This window comes from Sphingobacterium yanglingense (assembly GCF_004363245.1).
Taxonomy (GTDB): Bacteria; Bacteroidota; Bacteroidia; order Sphingobacteriales; family Sphingobacteriaceae; genus Sphingobacterium; species Sphingobacterium yanglingense.
In genome coordinates this window covers 26,860-49,174 of sequence record NZ_SNYV01000011.1, presented here as the reverse complement: position 1 = coordinate 49,174, position 22,315 = coordinate 26,860, and the positions used below count along the sequence as shown (strand labels likewise).

Below are 22,315 nucleotides of genomic sequence, written 5' to 3'. Positions count from 1 at the left end.
ACATTAAGAAAACAACTTTCACTATAAATACATTTAGTTTCGCATTAAAACTTTGTTTAGCTATCTTTATCCCGCTTTGATGGAACAAGTAGAACCGGATAAGAAAAACAAAACACAGATGACCATCTGCCTTCGATTATTATATTTCTTTGTACTATTCAGCGTTGCCCGTAGTCTTTATGCTGCCGATAATCTCTCTATTGCCGTCGCTACTGCCCTAGGGGAGATCTCATCAATTGATAAGTCCGAGCTTAACAAGCGGCTTGAATCCATCCTGAATACACACAAAATCAAGAACAAAAACAGCCAAAATGCGATCTATCACTCCCTCTTGGCAGAATCTTATGCCACAATAAAGGACCATAAAACCCCGATCAGCGATAGTCTGTTTTCACAAGCGATAGCGGAAGCAAAAAAAACAAACGACACCGGCCTCCTCATCTGGGTAAATACACTCTATGGCTTTTACCATTACACCTACAGTGATTACATCAACGCACTTCCTTATTTTCTGGAAAGTTCGCGCAACATAACCTCTTTATCTACTGGCCGCATTCCAGAGGCCAATCAGGTTCTGATAAAGAATGCCTACTTCTTTGGTACAATAGACGATAATGAAAAGTCTCTGGACCTATTACAGTCGGCCCTAGCTATAACCGATACCTCATCTTCCGAATATGGGCAGATTCTCTATGCCATAGGCCTGCTCTACATGAAGAAAGAACAATGGCAAGATGCGGAAGATTACTTTAACCGTACTTTATCATCATCCCAGGCCAATGTCGATTCGCTACGCTATGCAAAAACACTTGGCGAACTCGCCCTACTGTACCAGCAGCGTGGCGAGGCACAGAAAGCTGTTTCATCATTATTAGAAAACATCAGTCTATCTGAGAAGAACAACGACCCCCGCAATACCATGTATGCACAGATGCAACTGGGCCGTGTATATCTGCAAAACGGAAATACCGATAGCTCATGGCATTATCTCGCCAATGCACTTGAATATGCACAGACCAAAGACTATCTAAAAGGCTATGAAAAGGATATCCTGGAGCTACAGCTTGACATAGTACGGACGAAAAACAATCCCCATGGGGAACTTGCATTAAGAAGGCGACTCGAACAAATCAATCAACACCTATCGGTCACTGATGGCGCTTCTATCGTCGATAAGGTTAACTGGGAGACGCAGAAAGAGCGTATCCACTGGCAATTGGAAGCCGAACAGGTTAAGTTAAATAGGGCATCACTCCTCAAATGGGCTTGGGGAGCTGTCAGTGTTTTACTACTTGCGATTATTATACTCTTATTGATTACCTACAAAAGACGTCTTAGGCTCCAACAAGTCGAGTTTGAAAAAAAGTTACTCTCCTTTCAGATAGAGAAGATAGAATCCGAGACCACACTCTCCAATACCCACAATACACTCGCCTCTTACAAGGTATACCTAGAGGATAAGAATCAACAGATACAGCGCCTCGAAGGTGAAATCACTAAACTGAGAGACAATAGCAGCACAAATACAAAAAAACAGCGGCTCTCGTTAGAAAGTCTTTTAAAATCCCACCTATTGACCGATGAAAGCTGGTTTGAGTTCAAAAAAGCATTTATGGCTGAGAATGCAGATGCCTATCAGACTATACTCACCTGCCTTCCAGACATTACAGAATCCGGTCTGCGCATCATCCTACTACTTAAGATGGGGCTGGACAACCATCAGATATCACATCTGCTCGGTGTTACGACCGATGCTGTGCGTAAATCCAAACAGCGTATCCGCAAGAAATATGGCGACCGCTATGATCAGATTTTTATTTTTGAAACCTCCGAAGATTAAGTTTTATCAGAGATAATCTAAGGACTGCTTTCCCGAAATATCGGGACAGGCGCCTCTCCTCTCGCAGTGACGCACAGGTGGTTCACTCGATAACTCGATAACAGGTTCACTCGATAACTCTCCCACTCCTTACTCCTTACTCCTTACTCCTTACTCCTTACTCCTTACTCCTCAACCTCCAGCACTCTTTCATTCCATCCGCTGTCGGGGATATCGTCCATACTCTCCAAAAATGCATTGACATACTTTACGCAGCGGCGACCAATACGGAGTAGACTGGGATCATAGGCATTTTCTGGGGCGAAGAGGACATTTGCTACTGTCTCCTCGAGAAGGATCTCCTTTTTATTCTGCATCGGGTATTGCAGGTATAGCATATTCACGCGTACGTTGTTGTTTATCTTGACAAACCAGCCTCCGAGCAGCAATCCGTCGAGCATACCGGCTTCAAAGCGTGGCAGAATACATTTTCGACCGTCGGTCAGTATGGCAAAGTAGCTTTTGTTTTCGTAGACGATAAATACAATATCGAACAAGCGTATCTTTCCACCTTTGAAGTCTATCTCTAGGTCGAGCACGTTGCGTAGCTGTCCGAGCAGCAGGTACGGATTTTTATAATCGCGCCAGGTAGCCTCCACCAGCACCTTGCGGTCGACAAAGACCTTTACTTTCTCCTTCTCAAAGAGGCGGTACTGCGGCCAGTAGTAGAAAAAGAGCGCTGGGACCAACAAAGACATCAGCAGAAAAGGAAAATCCTGTTGCCAATACGCCCTATTGAAGAGCATATCGCTAAAATTCACCTCCCCATTTGTCGCTATCACAAGCGCAACATGTAGTAGCATACGGTGGATTATTATTGGTGGTACCACCGCAAAGAGCAGATAGTTGCCCAGCCCGATGAGCTCCGCATCCCTATCCTCAAATTCCTTATCTGCTATGATCTCATTGTACGCCTTATTGATAATCCCCACATAGATCATCATCAGGACTATCGTCCCCATATAGATTCCGATAAATGAAGGTGCCCCAATACGGTCTCCAGGCGTAAATATCTTGACCGTAACATTGATCAGGTAGGCAGCCAGCATACACCATAGCAGAAAAAGCGAATAGTTGAAAAGACGTTTCCTCATATTTAGTTACCTATAGGTTAGCAGTTGCATTAGACCATTCACAAATGACTGAATAGAAACTAAATAGCAAGTTACCAAAATTAAATTACAACTCCAAAATGATAAAATTCACCTGAATATTGTACAAAACAGGTACACTATCCCCTTTTATTCAACAATACTTGCATCCGCAGCGTTTAGTTACTTATTTGCCGACATACTAAACACAAACAGTTATGAAACAGAAATTTGACAACCATGGTGTCTCCCATGTAGAGACCCGATTACTGAGCCTATCCCCCAGCGGCCGACGCCTCGAAACCGACTACCTCCGTGCCCAACCGGTACGCTGGATCGAGGAGACCTTCGATCTACGGGACAGCCAGCGCCAACAGCTACTAGCGATGGACAGCACCTTCCTGCAGCGTATCGCTACAGGCGTGGCCGACAGCTGGGACCAGGGGCGGCTCATCAGCTTTTATAAAGAAGACACGGCCCACCAACCCTCAGAAGCCGAAAGCCCAAAGGACATTATCTTTTCGCGGCAAAGCAGCCAGAGCCAGACCTTTGGCAAGAAGCCCGATGAGGCATTGGAACAAGTCGCCATATGGATACGGTATCGATAAGGAATGGAGCGCTACTACAAATGGAACGTACGAACCGACATCGCATGGCATAAGACAGACGATGTGGCTCCGAGCTACCCGATCAAGAATGCAGCATGCTTAGCTCTACAATCGGAGCTAGGCAGCATTATCGAGCAGACCTTCGATGGCCGGTACGTCTACCTGTACTATTACGAGATCGAAGCACTTTCTCCATTCACCATACAGATCAAAAGTAGCAAAGGCGACTGTCATCTCCTCTATCACCTGACCGAAATCCCGTTGCAACTGATCATGGTCAATAAGCCCGACAGCGAGGGTATACGATTCGAGGGGCAGGCGCAGATAGATTACATTTCCAAAGGCAAATACTACATCGATTTCCCGCCGGGAAGACATATCATCACAGGTCTAGTGTTTGACATCGGTATCATCCGTCCGCCCGACACCCGTTCTTACGCCTTTATACTGCCTGTACAGGAAGCCTGGCGCAATAAGGCCCGTGCACCATTGTGCGGGCCCGCCTTTCGTATCGGCCCTTTGACACGTAAGGCCCTATGTACACTCTTCGGCAGACTGGTTGCCAAACTGGAGACCGAATACATCCTCGTCCGCTTTATCACCTACCTCATCAAGCTATCGCGCATGAAACTCCTGCAGCAGGAAGTACATACACCCGAACAAAAAATCCGCTTTGCGCGGCAGCTGATGAAGGTGCAGATCAGCCAGGTCGGAGCAAAAGCCCAGATCGGCGAGGTGGCATCCAGTATGGGCGAGCATCCTGATGCACTAGGCAGACTCCATCAACGGTACTATGGACATAGTTTTCTACAATACCGCAATGACGTGCTGCTTAAGTATGTGATATATGCGATCAAAGAACACGACAAACTGCTCGAAGCGGCTCTGGAAGCAGGATTTGCCGGCCTCAGCGAACTCACCAAATTTGTAAAGACACAGACCGGAAAAGCTCCTGGATACTTTAAATAGCATCATAACGGAAACTGCCATACCGCTTTACGGAAACTACCTAACACCTCCTCTATTTCTCGACCTACCTTTGATTTATGATGTTACAGAGGTTACGGGGTTATAAAGTTATAAGAGAAACCCTTCGTAACTCCATAACTTTTATAACTACATAACTTGATAACAAGATAACAGACATAGTGAAACGGAGTCTCGACACGGTCGGGAATAACATACAAAACAGACTGCTTCATTTCATTCGCAGTGACGTAAAAGAAGCTGGCTAGATAACAGGATAACTACATAACTTGATAACTCAATAAAAACAAATGAAAACACGCACATACATATTAGGAATTATAGTCACGTTGTTGGTTGCATTGTGGGTTTACACAGCCGTGGTGAAGCTGGGTAATATGGCGTACAACATGGATACCATGCGCAAGCAATTGTTTCCCGTTTGGGCCTCCGACTTTCTTGCCTACCTGGTGCCGATCGGGGCGTTGGGTACGGCAGGATTGTTATTGTACCGTGTACGCTGGGGGCTGTGGGCATCGGTAGTACTCCTCTCCTCCTTTTCGGCTTATATCGTCGTCTACCTCACTGAGATCTATAAAAAACAGACCTGCTCCTGTGCAGGCATATTTGCGGGGGTAGACTATCAGGGGCACCTATTATTCAATACCACTATGCTCTGCATTACAGGAATCGCACTATACATTAACTATATAATATCAAACGGGGAAGCTGAAAACCGTAAAGAGAGTAGGCAACAAACAACTTATTTATAAACGTCATGAAACCATCAGAAATCATGAAAACTAAGTTCAACAAATTCTGGAAAGGCATCGCAGTGGCTGCGATACTTTCTGCAACAGCTGTCGGCTATGCCGAAGCTTCAAAACTTCAAACTGCTACGCATTATAATGCTACGCCATTAGATGCGGAAGATCAGACACCTCGATGGGAACCTATCGTACCTGGTAGTCCTCAAGATTTGAACCCTTGTACATCGAGTACACGTCACTGTAAAGCAGTGCAAATAAGCCCTGGAGTGTACAATACCGTTGCTTTCGGTTATCTCTAGGCACCGAGGATAGCAATCGGTGATAACACACTGCTTCCAGAATCCGCTAGAAGCAGTGTGCAACATAAATCACATCGGGCTATCTTCCAACAGCAACTTTTGATAAGTTGCTGTTTTTTTTGTTAGACGCAATCCATAAGGTTCCAACTCCCTATTTACATCACTTACCGATTGTAACCTTCCATTCAATACCAAGTTCACTTTCCCCAAGTACCCCGTATTGTCTACTATAGGGTACTTTGATCTATAAAAAATCATGTGCTCAAACTTAATCATTAGGGATATCATCTCTGCTTCCAGCGTCTGACTTCCATTTACATCGACCTGCGCGAACCCACCATCCTCAACCTTCCACTTCTTATCTGGATTATTATTAAAGATCTCGAGAACCAGACAGGTATCCAATGTAGGTACGATACGTGCATGTATCTCAGGAAAAGCCTGTATTACATCACTCTGCATTTTTTCAAATATATCCTTCCCTGGTTCCACCACCACTTCATAATTAAGGCCATACTTCACTAACCAATCTTCATATTCCATCCCACTCAAATCTCTTGAAACAAAAAACGGGCTCTTTGATGTAATCTCGACCGCTGCATCATTTATGTAGGTACTTGCTCTTCCAAAAGCAGTACGGTATAAATTTTCCATTGCGAAGTTTGTCCCTGTAAAACGCACCACCTCTCCCTCTATCGACAATTGATGCCAAAAACCACCGGTAGGCCCTAATCTATCTATATACCCCGTCCAAAAAGAGTAAGTCCTAAAGACCTCTGATGATGGGGCACTATGTTTATAGAGAAATTGCAGTAGTGTTTCCTTTGTTTTATCCAATTTTTCATAGCTTTTCTCCACTTTCATACGCAATCCAATCTCCCTTCCTTCTATAGCCAGCTCAACAGCCTTCTTCGTCACTTCCTCGGTAATACCGATCACTTTGCCGTTTTTAAGCCATACATAAGTTGGAATGGTATTATGAAGAAAGAGTCGATTTAAGACTGTATCGCCATAATAAATGGGCAACTGCGGTATGTAAGCTTCCAGTTCCCTACGCTTCCTGAACACCTGATCCACATAGCCTTGCACCTCTTTAGTGACCAATATCACCTCAAGCTCTTTATTAAATTCTCGCATCAGTGTATCCAGTTTAGGCATTCCTGCCAAGCACGCTCCACACCAGGTCGCCCAAAAATCCAGAATGATCAGCTTTTCCTGAGAGGCTTTGACCAGATCAAGTTTGCCTGTTGGATGGTTCTGTATCCCCATAAGCGCGGTAGGCGGTATTGCATCCCCCACATCTACATTTACCAAAATCTCCTGTCCCTTTCCTACCCAGACCATAAGGAGGAAGTATATTGTTATCAAATATTTCATGGTTCTTATGCTTAATCCCTATTATTCTGTTCCAATCCTGACATCTCCACCTCACTATCCGGTATAAAGAAGACATACCGATTACTATTAGCAGGCAATTCAAAATCCTGTCCTTGATACGTTCGCTGAAGATCTTTCTGCTGCGCAGGTTCTCTATTGAGGCGCTTGAGATCCGTCCATCGCGTACCCCGTCCAAAAAGCTCCTTGCGACGCTCGAGTAGTATCCAACGGAGCAAATCGTCCTTGTTCTGAGGGATAGTGACCGTGACCACATTGTCCACATAGCGATGCTCTAATAGCGTTTGAATAAGCTTACGAGCCTCTTCAAGCCGATCCATACGGACAAGACATTCTGCTTTTGTGAGGTAAAGTTCATCTACCGCCAATCCCGTAAACTGATAGTCTGCCCGCCCGGAATAAGTACCTACGAACTGCTTTGCCGTATTAAAAAAAGCACGTTTGCGTAGATCATTCACCATATAATCATCATATAGATCCTCAACACACTCAATTCCCTCTTTTGCAACGAAAGATGTATTTGAAGATGCAAAAAAGACAATCTCAGGATGACTAGCATCATTGTATTGATCAAAAGGCATGATACCTGTTGGACTAAGCTCATTATAATCTAGTAGCTGCTTGTTTATTTCCAATGCCTTATCGCTATACGACAGTGACAGCGGATAATCAGCCATATTAAGACATACTTGAGATAACAAGCTATACACCGCTTGTCTAGAAGGCCTTGTTTTAATAGTTGAAATATTCGACAACAGTGATTCGGCCGTTTCAAGATCGGCTACTATTGCCTGATATCCCTCTTTCAATGGAGCCCTTTTTACCTGCTTTGGAAAGGTACTTTCGAGAATAATGGGCACCCCCAACTGCTCAGGACGCTGCGGATCATAGGCCTCCGCAAAATCCTGTAACAGCTGGTAATGTGCCCAAGCCCTGAAAAACAGCGCCCTCCCCCTTGTTTCGTTATATAGTGATTGCTTCGTCGCATCCGGTTTGATTTCGTCTAAAGTCTCTAGAGCAATATTTGCATAGAGTATCTGTTGGTAGGGCAGATCCCAACCAAAGCTGTAGAACTTCGTGGGGTCATAATCCGCTTTCCACAGATATAGATTACGATTGGTCTCCTGACTTGCCATCAATTGGCTTTCAGTAAAGAACAGATCGCCATCTGATAATAACTTAAAAAAGTCTGTTCTGTTCATCACTCCTGCATTATCCAACAGAGCAACAATATCGTCAAGTGTCCTGACGACAACCTGTGATTTTTGAGGCTTTGCTTCTAGAAATTCCTTTGAGCAGGATAAAAGACTAGAGGAAGCCATAACGAGACCTAGTAATAGCCCCTTTATATATCTTTCCATAATATTCTGTGTGTTGTGTTGTGTTGTGTTGTTCGCCTATTACAGCGTAAAATTGATACCGATGCTAAAGCTGCCTATCGGCAGGTAGTCTACATTGGCAAAATCCGGATCGTATTCTGTGTTCGATTTTTTCCAGATCAGGCCAAGATTATTGGCGTAAGCATATACCGAGGCATGCTCTATCCCTTTGATGCCCCAATAGCGCATTGGCAGATCATACGACAGGCGAATATCCTGTAGACGGATATGATCGGCTGCAAATATTCGGGCATCCGAATAGGTATAGATTTGAGCCCGAGGAGTATTTGTCTGATCTCCGAACGATGGAATCTGCGTACGAGTTTCGTCACCCGGCTGTTGCCAGCGTTTATCATAATCAGCATGCGTAATAACCCCCGTCATCAGATCGTAGTGACTGAGTGTCTCCTTCTTAAAATAATACCCGCCTCTATAGGTCAACATAAAAGACAGCTCCACCCTTTTCCAGGCTATCGTATTACGGAATGAACCATAGCGTGTAGGTCGTACGGGGCCATTGTACTGTATATTTTCCATACTCACGGCATTCATAATCTTCGCATACTCTTTCGAAGGCTCTCCATTCAGATAACCGATAGGATCACCATTCGTAGGATCTAGGCCTGCCCAGGGCAGGCTGTATAACGCCCATAAAGGCTTTCCTTCTATGGGATAAACCGCTTGTCCATCCGAACTTCCCATTACACTAATCGCATAATGCGGTGCCCCTTTATACTCCACCACCTTGTCCCGCACTGTGTTGAACAGCAGCTGATTGCTCCAGCGTACTGCCCCATCTATAGGAACCGTATTCAGCACCAGTTCAAATCCACGCGCATTGGTACGACCAAAATTGCCCGTCACCGTCTTGATCCCCACCGTAGCAGGCATGCTCATCGGGCTGATGACATCGCGGCCATCCTTATTATAGTAGTCTGCCGAAGCCGTTATCCGTCCCTTCAGCACCGAAAAGTCCAGCCCCAGATTGTAGGTAGCCACCTTCTCCCAGCGCAGATCCGGATTGCGCGGTGTCCAGATACTCGCATAGGGCAGCCGAGTGAGGTAATCATTCGGGCTGTAGAATGCCGTTGTATAGGCTGTGAGCGAGCGGTCTACATTACCACTCTTGCCGTAGGTGGCACGTAGATACAGGCGATCCACTCCCTCCACCTTGAAGAAATCCTCCTTCGTGATATTCCACCCTAGTCCCAACGAATACAGCGGCACCCGTTTTTGGTTCGCGTTGACACCAAAGAGGTTACTCTCATCAAAGCGAAGGCTTCCTGTAGCTAGATAACGGCCATCATAGCTGTACGAGGCATTGGCAAATACCGAGCGGAAGCGATCTATGGCCCCCGTCTCCGAATTCATATACGGGATCACGTTATAGTTGCTGTACGGATTGAAATAAGCTGTATAGTACTTCGTATAATCCACCGATTTGCTCAGCCCGATCTCCTCATCATAGCCGTATAGGCGCGACTTCATACCCGACACCCTTTGATTCCGGATCTCGTACCCCGCCAGACCATTCAGGCTGTGTACATCCGCCAGTACGAAATTAAAATCCCCCTGCAACCGTAGGTTGTGCGAATACACCTCAGTGCGGTTCTCATCCAATATACCGCCCATCGGCATTGGGTACTGCATCGCCCCTGTAGCCGCGTCCCGAATCGAAAAGCGGTTGATCTCATTGCGCGTGTAGTACGTATCCACACTGTTGTGATCACGGTTCAGGCTATTGCTTGTACTATACTGGTACAGCGCCTGCAGATTCACCCCCTTCAGCAGCTTATAGCTCAGCCCCGCATCCAGCCGCAGATCCTTCGCTACGGTCGTATTGTCCAACGCGTCCCGATCTGCCAGCGGCACATATGACCAGTCCAGCAGTCCGTCATTGGCTACCGATGTCAGGTAGCGCGAACTGTAGTTTTTGAGCACAGCTAATGGATTGCCCTGCTCATCCGCCAGACGTGCATAGGGATAGATCTTTGTACTCGGAATACCTCTATGACTGCTATAGGTAACATCCTTCAAACCATTATTAACAATATTATTTAAGGAAAATGAAGCCTGGGCCGACACCGTCAGTTTATCCTTGAAGAATCCCATGCTATTACCGGCCGTCCCCGTAAAGCGGCTACTACTATTGCCGATCACCTCGGACTGGTTACGGTCGTAACCGAAGGAAGCAAAATAGCGGTTGCTGCCATTGCCCCCTTCTGCCCGTAAGGCATACTGCTGCAACAGCGGACTGCGGTACAGGTATTTTTCATAATCGCTGCGCACATCATAACCCTTCATCTTTTCGATCTCGCGGTCTATCTCCTCCGCACGGGAAGGATCGTTGCGCTTCTCGATCAGCAGCTCCACCACTGGATTGAGGGGCACCTTATTCAGCGAATTCTCGTAGGTATTGTAGAACCCACGACCAAATAGCATCTTCTCCGTCTCGATAAACTCGGGAATAGACATCAATGGCTGATAATGCAGATCAGGCCTTTGTCCCAGTGTTGTATTGGCATTAAAGCTCAGCCGAGGAACCGTAGCCTCATTGTAGCGCTTGGTCGTAATCACGATCACCCCATTGCCCGCACGGGCACCCCATATCGAGGCCGCGGCCGCATCCTTGAGCACTGTTATCGTCTCCACATCATTCGGGTTGATATTGGTGATATCCCCTTCGTAAGGGAAATTGTCCACTACGATCAGCACCGAAGCATTCGACTGCAATGTCGTCTCGCCACGCACCCGCATCTGTGCAGCTCCGCCCTTGCCATTATTGAATATCAGCCCGGGCGTCACATCCGCCAGCCGCTCCAGCACATTGGTCGACACCTTGCGGTTCAGCAGCTTATTATCGATCTGTACAAAACTTCCTGTAGCCCGCTCCTTCGGCAACTTCTGATACCCCGTAGACACCACATCCACCTGTTCAATCGCTGTTTCATTGGCCTCTAGCAGTACCCGCATCCATGTAGATCCCTTCTCATAAGAAACATGCTGCTCCTTGTACCCGATAAACCTAATTATTAATACACCATGAGGATTATCTACAGTAATACTAAATATACCTTTAGCGTCCGTGCGTACCGTATTTTTGCCATTGCTGACCGTAGCCCCGTCAATGATCGCCCCATCGGCAGCCGAGCGTACCTCACCCTGAAGTACATGCCCGGACCGCCCGTAGGTCCCGAGTTCACCTCGGGAGACCTGAGCGACCGCCTGTATACCTACAAGCGAACTAAACAACATGAAAATCATTAAAATAGCAGCAAACCTATACATGGCCTTTGAATGCGCAGCCGTTAAGAATTTCGGATCAGGAGGCGTATAAAATCTCAAACTGTTTGATCCCAATTTATTGGGAGAGTTTTTGAGATTTAGATGACTGTTTCGAAATTTAGGTGAGCATTCAACGCCTTGAGTTCTTTGCATACTTTCTTTATCAAGTAAGAAAGTATGAGCCTCTCGCGGCTTGAGCGAGAAAAGTATTGAGCCACTCCCGGCTTGAGGGAGGATATTAACAAATTTGTTATCGGCTTGTTTTAAAGCGATTTGCCGATCTCTATTTTCTTTTAGAACCATAGACTCCACTTTGGTACTGAACTCCTCACAGAGCGCACGAAAAGACCTTAGAATCCATCGATTCATACGAAGGTCATTTACCACAGATTCGTCACTGCGAGAAGTAGGAACTACGCCGAAGCAATCTCGATCCCTATCCAAACCTACCACGGTCCTACTACCAGTTAGTACCTCCTTAGTACCTCTTTGGTAGCTCTCTAGTACCTCTCCAGTACCTTTACCCCCACTATTCAGTACCTTTCCCGTACCTTTGCAGTACCTTTCGGGTATATTTTTTGAAGTAGAATTACGACTTTCTTGTCTTATCCTTGTCTCACGCTTGGGTGTTTCTTGTCTTGTTCTTGTCTTATCCTTAGTTCGTTCTTGTGCTGTTGCTAGTTCAACGTTAGTCCGTTCTATGCTCGTTGTTAGTTCATCCTTAGTTGTTTGGTAGTTTATTCCTAGTTCAACCTTAGTTATAGGCTGTGTTAAGGCTAGTTCAACCTTAGTTTGAACCCCTTTTTGAAAAGTGATATTTTCACACCCGCTTCGAGCGGTCTTTGACTCCTCTTCGACTATCCTTCGAGAGCTCTTCGACACAGCTTCGGCACCGCTTCGAGACTGGTTCGGGACTGCTTCGAGACTCCTTCGGGGGGTGTTCGACTCGGCTTCGACTGGGCTTCGACGTACCGCCGAACAGGACCCGAACAACTGTCGAACAGCAGTCGAACAAGACTGCATGCAGGTACGACGCTGTCCTGAGCCACTGCCAATAACTTCAGCTACCTTAGTCGAAGCACGGCTAGTGTATTGCCTCAGTATTACCCAAGTATGCTCGAAGTAATAACAGTGTATTAAGAGTGTATTAGAAGACAATACAGTAGCCTTACTGATTCCTTGCTCTTTCTTCGGACTTGGCTTGGGCTTCGTTTGGTATTCGTTTGCCTGTTCTTCGGTTATTCTCTGCTTATTCGTTGCCTGTTCTTTGCCTATTGTTTGCCTATCCGTTGCCTCGGAGGCAATGAAATCACGAGCAAAAGGCGATAAATAAGTAGACAAAGTCCCTACTTGGTACCTACCAAGACCTAACCAAGTACCACCTTGCTCCGATGATTCCCCGATGGCGCTCCGATAGTTCTCCGATGATGATCGGAGCCGCATCGCGGAACGGTCACGTGCTGAACGAAGCACGTTCGAACAAAAGCAGAACCAAGGTAGAACCTGGGCAGAACTAAGTTGGTACACAGTCGGTGCCAAGTCGGGAGCTTCAGAATCACTGATTCCCCGAGCTGATTTCGAAGTCGGCTCTATTTGAGCACTGTACAACAACTTAAAAACTCTACTTGTAGCTTTGGATATATCAATTTTATTAGTTTTCATTGTTCAGGTTATTTAGCAGTTATTTTATTCCCAAAAAGCGCGAAATTAATCTGTCGAAATTTCAACTCTTCTTCTGTTATTTTTCCCTGGGAGAGATTAGGCACATCTAATTCTGAAAGGTCCACATTATGAATATGGCAGAGATAATAAGCCACCAATAGGTGCATTAACTCTAAGGAATAGCTTTTAAGCTCATCATAACTATAATCTTTTACTGGATCACTTACCTCTTTACCCAATGCTTTTAGATATAAACAAACGATATAATCTCGACTATCGTTAATGTCATACCTTTGCCAAAACTCTTCAATAACCTTCTCTGGGTCATACCCCTCTGTATGCGGAAAATTGAATGCCATTTCGAACGGCAGAATCAAATGGAAGTTCTTTTCCAATAGCTTAGAAATCATAACGTACTCCTTCCCTGATTAATCTTTGTTGATTTTCTTCGTACTCGCCTCTGGGCTTCTTAGGCTCTCTTTTCGTCACTGTCTTCCGATTTTCTTGCACTCGCCTACCGACATCGTAGTTATAGGGCAAGTAATCAGTTGGAACAAAGGACGACAGGTCGATTGCCTCCTCATCAGATCCGTACCTGCTTCGTACCAGCTTCGGAGTTTCATTACCTCCGGAACACCTTTTTATCACGTTTTCATCGAGTATTCTCGATGCACGGGTGTTAAATCTGTGTTGAATACGTGATGAATATGTGATGTACGGCCGAAGCAAAGGCGAAGCCAGTCCGAACACTGTATGAAGGCTTTCTCCACCTTCGTCACTGCACTCCCGCTCGTCATTACGTTCCATTTCCCCTTCGTCACTGCGAGACCGCCCAAGCGGTCGAAGCAGTCTAAAATCATAATTCTGTTCCTTTGGGCGACTAGAAAGGTCTCGATAACTGGTTAACATGTTAACACGTTCACCTTCACAAAAAGACATTTCTCTCCCACCCCTAAAAAAATGTTTCATTTTTCGGTTACTTTTGGTGCGACCTAAACTATCCCCGTCACCCTGAGCGGAACGCAGAGAAGTCGAACGGGTCTAAAGACAATACAGTCCCCTATCAGGCCACACAATTAATAAATAAAACAAATTCCCAAGCATCACTTTTCGTGAATTATAATTGGTCTTTTACATTGGTAATATGACACTTAGGAAAAAGAAAAATACAATAACCGACCTTCACATATTGTACTAACAATACTGCTCCGTACAAAACAATTTGTAGCAATAGAAACTAATCATTATCTTTAAGGTTCCAGAATAAAGATGCGATATCGCTCTATTATACAACTTTTTGCATGAAGTATGATAGGTCGGCAGCAGACAAGAACACAACAGGCATTTTTAATGCGTTGCTGTGGGCTAAAAGGCAGATATTGTAAAATAACCGTGCCTCACTCCCCTTGTCTGTTTACAGTGATAGCAGTTTTATTCCGGTGGTGAAATGATGTTCTTTACGTGTAATGAATGACAAAACCAGTGACTGCGATCTAAGATCGAGTCTGAGGGTTTCTTTTGGATGGTTAAATAGTTCGTTCTCATAATATTTAGTTTATGTAGAACAAGACATAGAGGTTGTACAAAAAGCAAAGCCCTACTGTACTCACCTTCGTGCTTGATAACGACCACCACTCCAGCTTTCCAGTAAGGCATGCCCCCTTTAGAGGGAAGCACAAAGATAGTACTTTCCAATGAAAGGGCAATTCTTACCGTCTCGAATGTGGTCGTTACTCAAGTTTCGAGTCTTGTAAATTATTTTAACTGACCTCCTAGAGAACAGCTTATTATCAATTAGTTAAAACAAATATAAGAATAAAAACAATATGTGGCAATAAAACCACAAAATATATTTACCAATGGATCAAAAACATGCCAAATATTACACTAGAGTAGGAAAAAACCTCAAAAAAAAGAGATTAATTGAAGGGTTAACTCAAGACCAACTAGCCAAAAAGATTCCTAAAATGGACAGGTCTAAAATAAGCGACATGGAAAATGGGAAGGAAGATTTTTTCTTTTCGACACTTTTAAATGTGTGTGACGCGCTAAATTTGACATTGGAAGACGCGACTAAGGAAAATGTTGAGTAGTGTTGACTTTCTGATGTAAAAAAATATTATGAATTATTATTCATAATATTCTTAGGTAAAAAGCAGACCAAATAATGAAGGTTACATCGGAAAAAATCTTCAGCTAAGAAGATAAGAGAAAAGTAATGGTCCTTTGTTTATGATTACTAACTAAATATTAACAGCAGATTTTAAGAACCTATGAGTGCTGAAATTCAAATTTCTATAATTGAAAAAATTAAAAAGCGTCTTAACATAGATTCAGAAATTGAACTAGTAGATCTATATGATCTTGTTTTTAAAACGCGGTCAATTTACCATCCTGATAAATACCTGGATAACGAGAGCAGAAAAGAAGCTACTGAAAAGTTCATTGAATATTCAGGTCTTCTAAAAGAACTAAAACTTTATATCGATCGAGTAAAATTTGAAAAAGGTGGAAGCGAGTTAATTTTATTCGAAGATACTATTGAATCTATTCAAGATAAAAGTCATATAGTTTATTTAGAGGAACAGATATCCGAATTAAAAAGTATACTCAAAGAGAAGGAAGATCTGATTTCTGAATTGAATTCGACACTTTCAGAATTAATTGCCACCTTAGAAAAGGTCAGAGGTAACCATGTAAATGAACTAGGCAAAGACATCGAAAAATTTTACAAACCTAAGCCTCGAAATTTATTATACTTAGGAGTTTCGACCATAACAATAATTAGTATTAATCTACTTAAAGACATGCGATCAATCAAACAGAATGTTACAGAGTTTTTTCCATTTGACATTACCTATCTGAACATTTTCTTTTTTTCAATAATTCTATTAGTAGTGACAAACTTTCTTATAAATCGACTTGTATTAGCTAAAGTATTGAATATAGCAGAAAAGCTAAAAACCAATAAAGTTTTAAATGATTTTTTTAAAAAAAACAATGAAACTAATTATCCAAGATATGATGTTAGCAACTATTTCTTTACTGAATCTAAAATAGAGCAATACATTGAAACTAGCTTTTATGAAAATGCTTATTTTAAAATATTAAATAAATTAAATAAGGACTTTGGTGCTAAAAGCATAAGTTATTTGAAGCAGGTGTTCATATATAACCTCATTGAAAAAGATTTAATCAAAATAGGAAAAGCGGAGAAGTTAGACAGGAAATTTACTGTATTGGGATAGTTGATTTAGTTAAAATTTAATACCCGAGTGATTAAAATCATATAAACATAGGGTTATTCAACAAATTCACACTTAATAATTATGGATTTATCGAAACTAAACACAGGAAAAGCACAGCTATTTGAATCGAAATTGCAGCAATAGCTATCTATGACTTAAAAAAAGCTACAAACTATTTATTCATAATCTATTTATTCAAAGTTAATGTCATCAAGAAATGCAACTGCAAGTTGGAGTGGCTATGCTCACCAAGGAAAGATTGGTCTGCTTGTCGCACTGCGCCAAATGAAATCCGTTAATTTCCAAAACCTCGGACAATATAGACTAGAACTAGAGACTAGGGAGGATGTTAAACTAGCCCATGGCACAACAATACTCGAAGTACATCAAGTTAAGGCGTATGCATCAAAAAGTACAATAGGTAGTTATACGTCAGCGTTAGCCGCCTTCGAGGCATGCCCAGGCGCAAATTATCTGCATACTATCTGTGAAATCACCAATTGGGCAGACCTAACTCCAGCGCAGAATCCATATAATGTTCTAAGATATCCCTATCGTGCAACTCAAAGTTTCTGCTCACTTAATGATATTGACAACCTAATTGTTGACGAGATAAAAACAGTTTTGACATCACTGAATCATGCAGAAGCAGCGAATGCTGGTTGGTGCCTCGGCTGCTTCCAGGAATACTTAGCTCTTCTCGATGAACGCATTAGGATAGAACACGCCACCAAAGATCAAGCTGATTATAACGTTGGCTTTACATTAGATGAAATACAAGCTTTCATAGTAACACCTAGCGCAAAAAGACATGCAAAAATCTGCGCTATCCGGCGCGAGCTTTACAGAGAATATCTGAATTTCATAAATCTACTTGACGACAATGGTATTACCATCACTAAAGAACATGAAACGACAGTCAGCGATCTTATCCGCCAAATTTGCCTCCTAAACGATAATCAGCTAGAAAGCTTCCTATGTAAATTGTTTCCAGCAACTACACACGGCAAATCCTTGGGTAATTGCGAACTCACCCATGACTTTTTCGTGCCGGATGATTTTTCCAGCACTTTCCTGCTTACTGTCATACAAATACACACAGTGCCGCTTATTTTAGAGGACGATACCTTTCCCCACTACAAGACTGAAAAAAATTTCCTAGCGACGGCATTAGCCAAACGCGAAATTAAAAAGGGCGAAGCTGCAATTGGGATACTAACAAACGACAAGTTAAACGTTGAGCGATACGAAACGGATTATATCATTAATGAACACTTGTCAGGTAAACTGTGCGAGATTGCCAATAAACAAATACCTCGTACAGGTACTTTTATGGACGAAAAGGAACTTGAATTCATCACCCGTGAAGACGCGGTTAACAAGCTAAATTAAATGAGACAATCCATTACTACTCTTTTTTCTGCCTTTGGCTTTACCAACACGCAAACTGACAGCGAAGTCATGTTTTTTACAAGAACAGAGGAGGATCGCGCTGAATACTATCTGGTACTCATTATTAACAAAACGGGTTTAGTAAGTGAAATAGAGCAAAAATTTGAAATAGTTAATGCTCTATTCGACAACAAAAAACGAGAATCAAGAGACATTGAAAAAAATACGTCCCTGATTATATTTGTAGAATTTGAAAGTTACCGTGAAGATTGCCCAAAATACAAGAACCGTTTACTTCAGATAGAGGAAAATGAATACTTCTATCGCAAATACGTTATTCCATATACCCCAATTGCATTGTCAAATTTCACGGCAGAAGACAATTTTGTAAACTCAATTGAGCAAACCATTTCCAATGAAAAAAACTTCGACGCATTCAATAGCGATATGTTCGAGAATGAGCCGTATTTTTTTGCCATGCAGCTGTATATAAAACTGCCTTTTCTTAACTTAAACATAAACCGTAGTGAAAACTTCTTCACAATTGCGGCGATGCTTTCGGAAAAGATAGGGACCAATGAGCAACTATTCTTAGCACGCGTCCTTGACACCCCTCAATTGGAACAAAATGAAAGAGACCAATTGCTGCAAAAGGTACTGGATCCCAACGACAATTCATTCGACATATTCATAAATTCATTCATAGGTGATGCTCCAGCTACATAAAGTATATATACAAAATTTCAAGGGTGTTTACAGCCCTACAATTATTCCGTTTGACACCACAAAATTAACAATTCTAAGTGGCCCTAACGGTTTTGGAAAAACCACCATATTCGATGCCATCGAACTATGTCTCTGCGGAAAAATTGAGCGCACTATGACGAACAACCTTGTGACAATGAAGAATAGTGGGCATAAAAAACCATTCTATCAGCATAAGGCGGGAGAAGACGTTTTGATTAAGGTTTGGTTAAAAGACAGCGATCGAAACCACATTATCGTCAAACGACTAGACAAAGCAAGTGACGGTAAGATTGGAACATCACGACCTTTCCGACCAGACTCATGGGAAATCCTCAACACCTATTATAGCGAAAACGATAATGATTTCGAATCCCCCCCTTCTTACGACAATATTCGCAGCATTGATCAACAATTTATAGATAGTCTATTCTTCCAGGATGCGAGGCTAAGTATGGCAAAACTGTATCCCCTGTTCAACTATCTCCAGCAGGAAGACAATATCTATTTTTTGAAGAAAGATGAAAACAGCAAGAAGAATGAACTTTCGTTTCTTTTTCAAACACAAAAAGAAGATGACGAACTTAATAACATAACTGAAAAATTGGGGCTGGCAACCTCCATTCGCAACACCTTAAAATTGCGTATCGAAGAACTGGGAGAAGTAGTATCCCCAAATGAAAATATCATACATGAGCGGTTATTTGAAGATAAGTTGTTTCAATTTGATGAACCTGAACCTTTCCAAAATGCCCCAAACGAACAACTTAACAGTTTACACCAGGGCTATCAACAAATAATACAACGACTACTATCTTTTGCAAGGACATTTAGAGTAGAAGAGTTCGAAAAGCAACGATTGAAGCGTCAGCTACAATCAGTAATATCAAGCCCACAATTACTGGAATCAATTGTCGCCCAGTCGTTACTTAGGGAAGAGCCTTTCAATGAACTGCAAAATAAATTTCAATTTAATAACCGCTTAAAAAAATATCTCGACCAACTTTCAAATTTTCATATAGATGATGACCTTAATTCACAGCTAGGATTAGGAAAGGATTTCAACGAAGCGCTTAAACAACGTCTCTTATCCAGGCAAGAATTAGTGAGCCAGATGGACAAAACGACTGTAATGTTGCGCCAACTAAACTCAGTCCGTCAGAACACTATCCAACATTTCGAAGCTATAAAAGGGAATGAAGTCTCACCGCACCATTGCCCTTTATGTGATAGTAATTGGCAAAGCGCAGAAAATCTCCTTTCTGCCTTTGAGCAAAAAACCATTCTTTTATCCAGCTTTGATCAAAACCAACAAGAAATATTAAGAGGTATCGACGATGCTCTTGAAACCGGATATTTCAGTGTCATTAAAACAGCAGTCAACAATTACCTAACAGCACCGGAAAATTTCATAGATCAGGAATTTTATCTACGAATCTCTGAAAGAAAAGGAAATTTCGAAGCAATTCAGCGTTTTATGGTTATTGCCTCCAACCAAGACATCAACTTTTCGGGACTAATCCTACAGCAACCTGTATCACTGGGCAAATTTTCTGAAAACACAGAACTGGTTAAGACAATACTTGAAAATGCAAACAATGAAATTGTTGTCGATGAAAGTAGCTTGTTAGATGTCGAATTGTATGAACAATATTATACCAGCAACCCAAAACGCCTATTAACACCCACACAGCTAGAAGCCAAGCTTCAGTTTCTGAATCAAAAATTCAACGAATCAAAATTTTTCTCACTAAATATTCTTAGGTCCCGATTGGATCTAGTTGAAAATATTATCAACCAGACTAGTTCGCTTAAAAACCAATATGCGGCTGTAATCAAAAATTACAAGAAACGGATGATCGAGAAGATAAAAATTCCTTTCTACATCTATTCTGGAAAGATTTTACAGCATTATCAACAGGGCTATGGAATCTTTATAGACGTGAAGGATTCAACAAGCCGCGTCCGTTTTCTCACAAGCGAAGATACTGACCACGACATCATCCACCAATTAAGCTCGGGCCAACTTGCGGTAGTATCATTAGCATTCTGTTTAGCATTGAACAAAGTTTACGAGGCTCCTAACCATTTTAAATTCCTTGCCATAGATGACCCCGTTCAAACATTAGATGACTTAAATGTGCATTCATTTATTGAACTATTACGTCATGAATTCATTGATTATCACTTAATTATATCCACCCATGAAGAGCATATTGCCAATTACATGCTCTACAAGTTTGGGAAATTTGGTTTCACAAATGCTAAATTTAATGTCCAGAAAATTTTCTATAATAATCAATTGACATCATAATTTAATTATAATTAGAAAAATTCAAAACGGTTTCTACACTGTAGAATATTTTGTAAAAAATTATCTTTTATAATGGAACTAATATTCATTGCTTTATCAATGAATATTACCACATAAAATGAAATTTTAAAATTCAGCAGATAACTTTAAAAAACTCATTATGAAAAACAAATTCCCTGAATACCAACAAATTAATAAAGAAAAAATATCACAAATGTGGAGTAATAGTTTATTTGTCTTCGATACAAATTTACTGCTATCTCTTTATAGATACTCAGATACGACCTCTAAAGAAATTTTTAGCGTTTTAGATAATCTTGAATCTAGAATATGGATTCCCTATCAAGTTGCTAAAGAATTCTATAAAAACAGACTTACTGTTCTTAATGAACAAGAAAAAGCATATTCTGATTTTATTAAAAAAATCAATGATATTAAAATAGAGATTGAAAATAAACACAGAGGACCATATTTTTCTTCTAAATTGTTAAATGATTTTCAATCTGTTATAAATAAAATGGATGTAGAATTGGAGCAAAAATTATCTTCTATCGCTGTTCAAAAACAACGAGAAAATGATAGAATTAATGATAAAATTGAAAGTTTGTTTGAAAAGAAAGTGGGAACTATGCTCTCAGAAAATGAGCTGAATGAGACTTACAAAGATGGATTAAAAAGGTATAAATTAAAAATTCCTCCTGGGTACAAAGATGATAATAAACCAGAACCTGAAAAATTCAATGACCTAGTTATTTGGAAAGAAATAATGAATAAGGCTAAAGAAGAAAAAACTGACATAATTTTTATAACGGATGATAGAAAAGAAGATTGGTGGTTAATTAATGATGGTAAAACGATCTCGGTACGTCCAGAGCTAATCAAAGAATTTTCAACTATAACGACACAAACTATTCATTTTTACAAGCCATTTCAATTTTTAGAGTTTTCCAACAAGTTTGTAGGTACTAAGATAGGTAAAGAAGTTATTGAAGAGGTAAAAAAAACATTTGAAAATCCAACTGGTCAGACAGAAAAAATAGAAATATCGTGGTTGCTGTCAGGAAACTGTGTAAATATCGAAAGCATATACCAATCTATGAAAAAGGAAGGCTATGAAGTATATTTTAGGGAAAACCTTGGAGGGACCTTTTACATTAATACTTTCCTCCCAAACAACCCCGACTTAGCTAGAAGATTCAATGACAGATATTTAGTTCAATTAGAAAATCAAGAAATTATTGTGAAAGAGCATCAAATATTTTTTGTTTGATAATATGAGAACA

General features: G+C 41.7%; 18 protein-coding genes. 11 read left to right on the top strand and 7 right to left on the bottom strand.

From position 1 onward, the window contains the following. The first annotated feature begins 79 nt into the window (after positions 1-79). Positions 80-1,840, top strand: a complete 1,761-nt coding sequence (locus CLV99_RS02515) for a tetratricopeptide repeat protein (RefSeq protein ID WP_133582912.1) — start codon at positions 80-82, stop codon at positions 1,838-1,840. A 164-nt stretch (positions 1,841-2,004) separates the two neighbouring features. On the opposite strand, the gene CLV99_RS02510 is transcribed toward CLV99_RS02515, so the two are convergent. Then, entirely contained in the window at positions 2,005-2,973 is a 969-nt protein-coding gene (locus CLV99_RS02510) for a hypothetical protein (RefSeq protein ID WP_133582911.1), read from the bottom strand. Positions 2,974-3,188: 215 nt separating this feature from the next. Here CLV99_RS02510 and CLV99_RS02505 point away from each other — a divergent pair, with 215 nt between their 5' ends. After that, positions 3,189-3,578: a hypothetical protein gene (locus CLV99_RS02505; RefSeq protein WP_133582910.1), complete on the top strand. Its 390-nt coding sequence runs from the start codon at positions 3,189-3,191 to the stop codon at positions 3,576-3,578. Between the two features lie 117 nt (positions 3,579-3,695). Here the strand turns inward: CLV99_RS02505 and CLV99_RS23100 are convergent, their stop codons facing one another. Beyond that, positions 3,696-3,956, bottom strand: coding sequence for a hypothetical protein (locus CLV99_RS23100; protein WP_162849979.1), 261 nt, complete (start codon positions 3,954-3,956; stop codon positions 3,696-3,698). 141 nt (positions 3,957-4,097) lie between these two features. On the opposite strand from CLV99_RS23100, the gene CLV99_RS23095 reads away from it, so the two are divergent. The 3 genes from CLV99_RS23095 to CLV99_RS02490 all read left to right on the top strand — a co-directional run bounded on the left by CLV99_RS23095 (position 4,098) and on the right by CLV99_RS02490 (position 5,613). Continuing rightward, positions 4,098-4,547, top strand: a complete 450-nt coding sequence (locus CLV99_RS23095) for a helix-turn-helix domain-containing protein (RefSeq protein WP_162849978.1) — start codon at positions 4,098-4,100, stop codon at positions 4,545-4,547. Between the two features lie 308 nt (positions 4,548-4,855). Beyond that, entirely contained in the window at positions 4,856-5,317 is a 462-nt protein-coding gene (locus CLV99_RS02495; RefSeq protein ID WP_133582908.1) for a MauE/DoxX family redox-associated membrane protein, read from the top strand. Positions 5,318-5,322: 5 nt separating this feature from the next. Continuing rightward, entirely contained in the window at positions 5,323-5,613 is a 291-nt protein-coding gene (locus CLV99_RS02490) for a hypothetical protein (RefSeq protein WP_133582907.1), read from the top strand. Between the two features lie 69 nt (positions 5,614-5,682). On the opposite strand, the gene CLV99_RS02485 is transcribed toward CLV99_RS02490, so the two are convergent. The 5 genes from CLV99_RS02485 to CLV99_RS02465 are packed head-to-tail and all read right to left on the bottom strand — an operon-like array spanning position 5,683 to position 13,982. Then, the gene (locus CLV99_RS02485; protein ID WP_133582906.1) at positions 5,683-6,990 is read right to left on the bottom strand and encodes a TlpA family protein disulfide reductase; all 1,308 of its coding nucleotides are present in this window, start codon (positions 6,988-6,990) and stop codon (positions 5,683-5,685) included. Positions 6,991-7,001: 11 nt separating this feature from the next. Then, positions 7,002-8,369, bottom strand: a complete 1,368-nt coding sequence (locus tag CLV99_RS02480; protein WP_133582905.1) for a RagB/SusD family nutrient uptake outer membrane protein — start codon at positions 8,367-8,369, stop codon at positions 7,002-7,004. 39 nt (positions 8,370-8,408) lie between these two features. Beyond that, positions 8,409-13,334, bottom strand: coding sequence for a SusC/RagA family TonB-linked outer membrane protein (locus CLV99_RS02475; protein ID WP_133582904.1), 4,926 nt, complete (start codon positions 13,332-13,334; stop codon positions 8,409-8,411). Positions 13,335-13,342: 8 nt separating this feature from the next. After that, entirely contained in the window at positions 13,343-13,744 is a 402-nt protein-coding gene (locus tag CLV99_RS02470; protein WP_133582903.1) for a hypothetical protein, read from the bottom strand. Next, positions 13,734-13,982 carry a hypothetical protein gene (locus tag CLV99_RS02465; RefSeq protein ID WP_133582902.1) on the bottom strand — a complete coding sequence of 83 codons (249 nt, stop codon included), beginning with the start codon at positions 13,980-13,982 and terminating at the stop codon, positions 13,734-13,736. The genes CLV99_RS02470 and CLV99_RS02465 overlap by 11 nt, the downstream gene beginning before the upstream one ends. Before the next feature lie 1,211 nt (positions 13,983-15,193). On the opposite strand from CLV99_RS02465, the gene CLV99_RS02455 reads away from it, so the two are divergent. The 6 genes from CLV99_RS02455 (at position 15,194) to CLV99_RS02430 (ending at position 22,302) form a co-directional block, all read left to right on the top strand. Then, the gene (locus tag CLV99_RS02455) at positions 15,194-15,427 is read left to right on the top strand and encodes a helix-turn-helix transcriptional regulator (protein WP_133582900.1); all 234 of its coding nucleotides are present in this window, start codon (positions 15,194-15,196) and stop codon (positions 15,425-15,427) included. Between the two features lie 180 nt (positions 15,428-15,607). Beyond that, a complete protein-coding gene (locus CLV99_RS02450) occupies positions 15,608-16,582 on the top strand; it encodes a hypothetical protein (protein WP_133582899.1) in 975 nt (324 codons plus the stop codon). 204 nt (positions 16,583-16,786) lie between these two features. Further along, complete coding sequence (locus tag CLV99_RS02445; RefSeq protein WP_133582898.1) at positions 16,787-17,974, top strand: ABC-three component system protein; 1,188 nt, start codon at positions 16,787-16,789, stop codon at positions 17,972-17,974. After that, positions 17,975-18,700 (top strand): ABC-three component system middle component 1, encoded by a 726-nt coding sequence (locus CLV99_RS02440; protein WP_133582897.1) that lies wholly within the window; start codon positions 17,975-17,977, stop codon positions 18,698-18,700. Further along, entirely contained in the window at positions 18,684-21,032 is a 2,349-nt protein-coding gene (locus CLV99_RS02435) for an AAA family ATPase (RefSeq protein ID WP_133582896.1), read from the top strand. The genes CLV99_RS02440 and CLV99_RS02435 overlap by 17 nt, the downstream gene beginning before the upstream one ends. Before the next feature lie 160 nt (positions 21,033-21,192). Then, positions 21,193-22,302, top strand: a complete 1,110-nt coding sequence (locus tag CLV99_RS02430) for a PIN domain-containing protein (RefSeq protein WP_133582895.1) — start codon at positions 21,193-21,195, stop codon at positions 22,300-22,302. The last annotated feature ends 13 nt before the right edge of the window (positions 22,303-22,315 follow it).

Coding starts and splice junctions, on each gene's coding strand:
- CLV99_RS02480 (WP_133582905.1), bottom strand. CDS start 8,369: ATGGAAAGATATATAAAGGGGCTATTACTAGGTCTCGTTATGGCTTCC.
- CLV99_RS02450 (WP_133582899.1), top strand. CDS start 15,608: ATGAGTGCTGAAATTCAAATTTCTATAATTGAAAAAATTAAAAAGCGT.
- CLV99_RS02510 (WP_133582911.1), bottom strand. CDS start 2,973: ATGAGGAAACGTCTTTTCAACTATTCGCTTTTTCTGCTATGGTGTATG.
- CLV99_RS02515 (WP_133582912.1), top strand. CDS start 80: ATGGAACAAGTAGAACCGGATAAGAAAAACAAAACACAGATGACCATC.
- CLV99_RS02495 (WP_133582908.1), top strand. CDS start 4,856: ATGAAAACACGCACATACATATTAGGAATTATAGTCACGTTGTTGGTT.
- CLV99_RS02475 (WP_133582904.1), bottom strand. CDS start 13,334: ATGAAAACTAATAAAATTGATATATCCAAAGCTACAAGTAGAGTTTTT.
- CLV99_RS02435 (WP_133582896.1), top strand. CDS start 18,684: ATGCTCCAGCTACATAAAGTATATATACAAAATTTCAAGGGTGTTTAC.
- CLV99_RS02430 (WP_133582895.1), top strand. CDS start 21,193: ATGAAAAACAAATTCCCTGAATACCAACAAATTAATAAAGAAAAAATA.
- CLV99_RS02440 (WP_133582897.1), top strand. CDS start 17,975: ATGAGACAATCCATTACTACTCTTTTTTCTGCCTTTGGCTTTACCAAC.
- CLV99_RS23100 (WP_162849979.1), bottom strand. CDS start 3,956: ATGTCTTCCCGGCGGGAAATCGATGTAGTATTTGCCTTTGGAAATGTA.
- CLV99_RS02485 (WP_133582906.1), bottom strand. CDS start 6,990: ATGAAATATTTGATAACAATATACTTCCTCCTTATGGTCTGGGTAGGA.
- CLV99_RS02455 (WP_133582900.1), top strand. CDS start 15,194: ATGGATCAAAAACATGCCAAATATTACACTAGAGTAGGAAAAAACCTC.
- CLV99_RS02445 (WP_133582898.1), top strand. CDS start 16,787: ATGTCATCAAGAAATGCAACTGCAAGTTGGAGTGGCTATGCTCACCAA.
- CLV99_RS02505 (WP_133582910.1), top strand. CDS start 3,189: ATGAAACAGAAATTTGACAACCATGGTGTCTCCCATGTAGAGACCCGA.
- CLV99_RS02490 (WP_133582907.1), top strand. CDS start 5,323: ATGAAACCATCAGAAATCATGAAAACTAAGTTCAACAAATTCTGGAAA.
- CLV99_RS02470 (WP_133582903.1), bottom strand. CDS start 13,744: ATGATTTCTAAGCTATTGGAAAAGAACTTCCATTTGATTCTGCCGTTC.